Below are 3,971 nucleotides of genomic sequence, written 5' to 3' on the forward strand. Positions count from 1 at the left end.
GTTTTGGGAGCCCCAAGAAATCAGAGCAAAAACCATGACTATGGCTGCCGCTACTGGGTGTAAAAACAAGGCACCTAGCGCTAATATCAGGCCGACGATCATAACCCCTTTACGACTTTTTCTTTTTTGCGCATCTGCTTCTATTGTTAATTTATTGCTTGTTACGTATTCCAGGTTTGCCATGTTTACTTCCTTTTATTTCAGATTAGTGCTCGGTTCTTATTACGAATAAACTTTTTCGTCTACTCGTTGAATTGGAAATAATATTACTGTGCAGCCTGCAACAAAGTTAGGGACAAGTGAGGGACACGAGTGTTTGGTGTTATAGACACACAAATAGAACCAAAAGAGAAACCAGCTATAAGCATTGGACCTGGATAACCAATGCACGCTGCAAACTTGACTAATAAGGTTTAACTTAAGCATTGACCTTATGAGGCTTTTAACCCTGGAATTACAACAACATCTATATGGTATTTTGCTAGCTCCTTTAAAGTAAACGAATCGTTATTCTTTAATAACTTTTCTAATGTTTCATATTTTTGGAACCATTCCTCGTCACTTAACGGATAAAAAGTATTGATGTAATCAGAGCCCTCGTTGATAACAACTCTGACCTTCGTGTTTTCATAATCACAGAGCTCAGCATAATAATGACCACGACCCTCAAAACCTTGAACAAGCCCCTGTTTAACAAGTCTAATCGTATTTTTCTCAACTCCATTTTCAGCATTCATCACTCCATACCTGAGCGCTAAGGTACGGTTTGGGTGGCCTGTGCAGTTAAAAACAACTGGATGTTCAGAATACGGTTTATCACGAGCTATCTGATTTAGTTTTTCTTGGTTAATATGCCTTTCATATTCTAGCTTTTTCAAAACAAATTTTATTAGTGAGGCTAGCGATACTAAGGAAACGTACAAGACTATTAAACTCAATATACCTATTGCGAAGTTACTCAATATTGTTTTCCTTTATTCAAATTTTATACAGAACTTAAGCTACATATACTGCCGGTAGTCCACTGCTGATCGTAGATATTCAAAAAGGGATCCTAGGTTCGATTGATATAAAATTCTAAAGCTTTTTCTTCTACGAGATTTAAATGCACAAGTTTATTCGCTAGAACCTTCTCCCAACCTTTTTCATGATTTATATGATTCATAATGCGAGTGTTAGATTTAAACCAGCTGACGGACAGCCGATTCGACTCTAGCACGGATAAAAGTTCTACTTCGTCTCTTATTTCTCCAATTGTTGCCGCAAGTTCGATGTATGGTTCAGTCTTATTTGGCAAATAGAGAATAACAAACGAGCCAGCACGATTAACAAACAATACGAAATTATCTAAGGAAGCTGGATTTGAGCTTTTAATACTTAGACTACCGGCAGAACTAATCACTAGCGCTCTATAATAGTTTTGGGTAACAAGATAGGAATGTTTAAAGGATAATTGAATTTGGTTAGCAAACTTGAATTTCGTACTAAGCCAATGTTTAAAAGCTAACTTATCACTATCTTTAAAAGTGACTTGAGGAAATCCACAAGCGACAAACTGAGAAGTATCTTTCTTCGAAATAAAATTCTGCTGTTCTCTAAAAAGCAGCATATCCGTCATCTGAGCGAATCTAAGTTTTGCGTAGTACTTGTCAATAGCCTCCACATCGAAATGCGCTATCAACTTCTGTTTCAAACTGTGATCGGCTTTATGTGCCACCTTATTGTCTAATCTTTCTTTTAGAACGAAATTCAGAATATATTTTTCATCAGGCTTAGTTGCAGAATTTAGTACTTGAACAAGTTTTAAGTCATTTTGCCCTGCGTGTCCTTCCCAATACACCTTGGCAATAGACTTTCTAAATCGAGCTAGTTTCAGTAAGGCTGCAAATGGCAAGTTTTGCTTTAAGAAAAATTCGACAGGAGCCCCATCACTTTGAAACATTTCTCTGCATACGCCATCGAAATAACCTTTCATGCATTGAGAATAAAGATGTGGATGACTCTTACACTCTTTTGCCGCAACGTTAAGCGGCTTCTTGAATACATTTTTTTTGCTGAAATACCAGTAGTAGACCTTAACTGCTAAGTTTGAGTTTTTTGAGTAATAACGCCAGAAAGAGCTTGCAAGGGACTTAGCTTCTTCCTGATCTAACTCATCCCAAAAGTCGTTGCTAATAAGCATGAGCAAATCAAACTCTGAAAGGTGTTTGAACTTATTAGACCTAATTAGAGCTAATAATTCGTCGCTACCTTTAACACTGAAGTTTGCTCTGAGCGCCAAATTATCTCCAGAAAAACTTTTCCCCTTGAAGGAACCTAGAGAATTAGAAAGCGAGTCCCAAGCTTTAGTAGATGGTTTAAATCCCCCTAGAGTAATCATTTTAACAACCTAACCGCCTCTTCATAAGTTCCCTTAAATTGAAGGCGAAACATTACTTTCCGGTCCGCTTTCGTTGCTACTTTTTGGTTAGCTTCCGTCTCGCCTCTACCTGTCACTGTGAGCTTGTTCATTAATTTGGTCTTATGAGGAAACTCAAAGCTAAGAATATTCTGCATAACTGCATTGGCACGTAACAAACTAAGCTGCATGTTATAACCGTAATCCCCTACTTTGTTCGAATGTCCTTCAACAATTACGCGCACGACTTCTTCTGCAGCGTCAGGGTTCTTATAAATACCTCTCGCGTACAGTGGAATAAAGCGCTTTAGGAATTTAACACCCTCCGCAGAAAGCTTCGCTGAATCGTGCCCGAATAAGATATTATCCATAATTGTAATATCTCCTGTTTCAGGATTGATCTCTGCCTGGATACCATCTGCATTAAGCTGTTCACTAATCGCTTGAATTACAAAAATACGGTTTTGTTGGCTTTGTTCGTGACGCTGGCTAAGAAGTAACATAGTCGCCACAACGAGCAAGGCGAAAATCATCATCAAACCCGACATCAAATCCCCAATTGACATCCAATGTGCATCAGACTCCACTGCATCATGCTGGCTCATGCGTCAAATCCTTTGAATGCTCTGTAGAATCAGCAATACTTGCCGCGGTTGCTAGAACTTGTGCTACATTCAAGAGCTTGGCGTGCACATCAGTCGATGACTTATTAACTGACTTAATGTACTCATCAAGAAACTCTCTGCTTGAACCATGATAATTGGCTACCTCGTTTAAGAGTTCCTTCAGTTGGGCGTTTTGGTGATCAGAGCCTTCTTGAATTTGTTTGAGCAATTCACGTGATGTGCCGACCACCTGATTCAACACAGCCTCTATTGAAGCAACTAACTCTGCATCTAATGACGGCATTTGTGTAGCCAGCGCATTCAGCGTTTCTAAGTGCGCCCCAAGATCGGTGTTTAGCTTTTCCAAGGTTTCATTGAGAATTTCACCTGCCGAAATGAGCTGCTGACTTAGTTTTTCTCCTACTTCCTGTTGGAATCTATTTAGAACGTTTTCGATGCTAGCAATAGACTCCTGTTGATGTTCGCGCAGTTTGTCTACTGTCTGGTCGAGCTCTTCTCCCAGCGGCAAAAGTGATTCTGTTAGTTTAGTAACCGAAGTAGTGCTCTGATCAACAAGTCCCGCTGTACTTTCTAGACGCACCTGAATTGGTTCAATTACTTGAGACCTAAGGTCATCCATCATCTTTTGTAGTACCTGCTCGCCATTTTCTTTTTTTATTTCACTTAAGACATTAAGCTCTTCACCTATACGTTCTAACATCGGAGAAAGTGAGCTAGTCATTTTGTCAGCAATCGCATCAGCATTAAATGACCTAGCCGATTCCGCCATGGCTTGTGCAGCATCAACCATGTCATTACTACCCATACTCGCCACCATGTCAGACATATCGAATAATCTAAAACCCTTTGATTCTAAGGCTTTGATTGATTCAATATTCTGGTTTCGAACCTTTCTCAAAAATATGGTGTGGCGTAACAAGCTCAAGACCAGACCTCCAATAATACCC

Annotated in this window: 5 protein-coding genes; all 5 read right to left on the reverse strand. The window is 39.4% G+C overall.

Features of this window, described 5'->3' with window-relative positions; genetic code table 11:
- Positions 1-183: hypothetical protein (locus A3757_RS13550; RefSeq protein ID WP_197470044.1), on the reverse strand; the 183-nt coding region annotated here is incomplete at its 3' end.
- A 248-nt stretch (positions 184-431) separates the two neighbouring features.
- Positions 432-962, reverse strand: a complete 531-nt coding sequence (locus A3757_RS13555; RefSeq protein ID WP_068553613.1) for a hypothetical protein — start codon at positions 960-962, stop codon at positions 432-434.
- Positions 963-1,054: 92 nt separating this feature from the next.
- The gene (locus A3757_RS13560) at positions 1,055-2,380 is read right to left on the reverse strand and encodes a hypothetical protein (protein ID WP_068511987.1); all 1,326 of its coding nucleotides are present in this window, start codon (positions 2,378-2,380) and stop codon (positions 1,055-1,057) included.
- Entirely contained in the window at positions 2,377-3,003 is a 627-nt protein-coding gene (locus A3757_RS13565; protein WP_068511984.1) for an OmpA family protein, read from the reverse strand. Before A3757_RS13565 ends, A3757_RS13560 begins: the two co-directional genes overlap by 4 nt.
- A partial coding sequence (locus A3757_RS13570) for a hypothetical protein (protein ID WP_231878277.1) occupies positions 2,990-3,971 on the reverse strand: 982 nt, incomplete at its 5' end. The genes A3757_RS13565 and A3757_RS13570, both read right to left, overlap by 14 nt.

The organism is Oleiphilus sp. HI0117, assembly GCF_001635235.1.

Bases quoted from the DNA above. Each gene is read 5' to 3' on its own strand.
- A3757_RS13560 (WP_068511987.1), bottom strand. From the start codon at position 2,380: ATGATTACTCTAGGGGGATTTAAACCATCTACTAAAGCTTGGGACTCG.
- A3757_RS13565 (WP_068511984.1), bottom strand. From the start codon at position 3,003: ATGAGCCAGCATGATGCAGTGGAGTCTGATGCACATTGGATGTCAATT.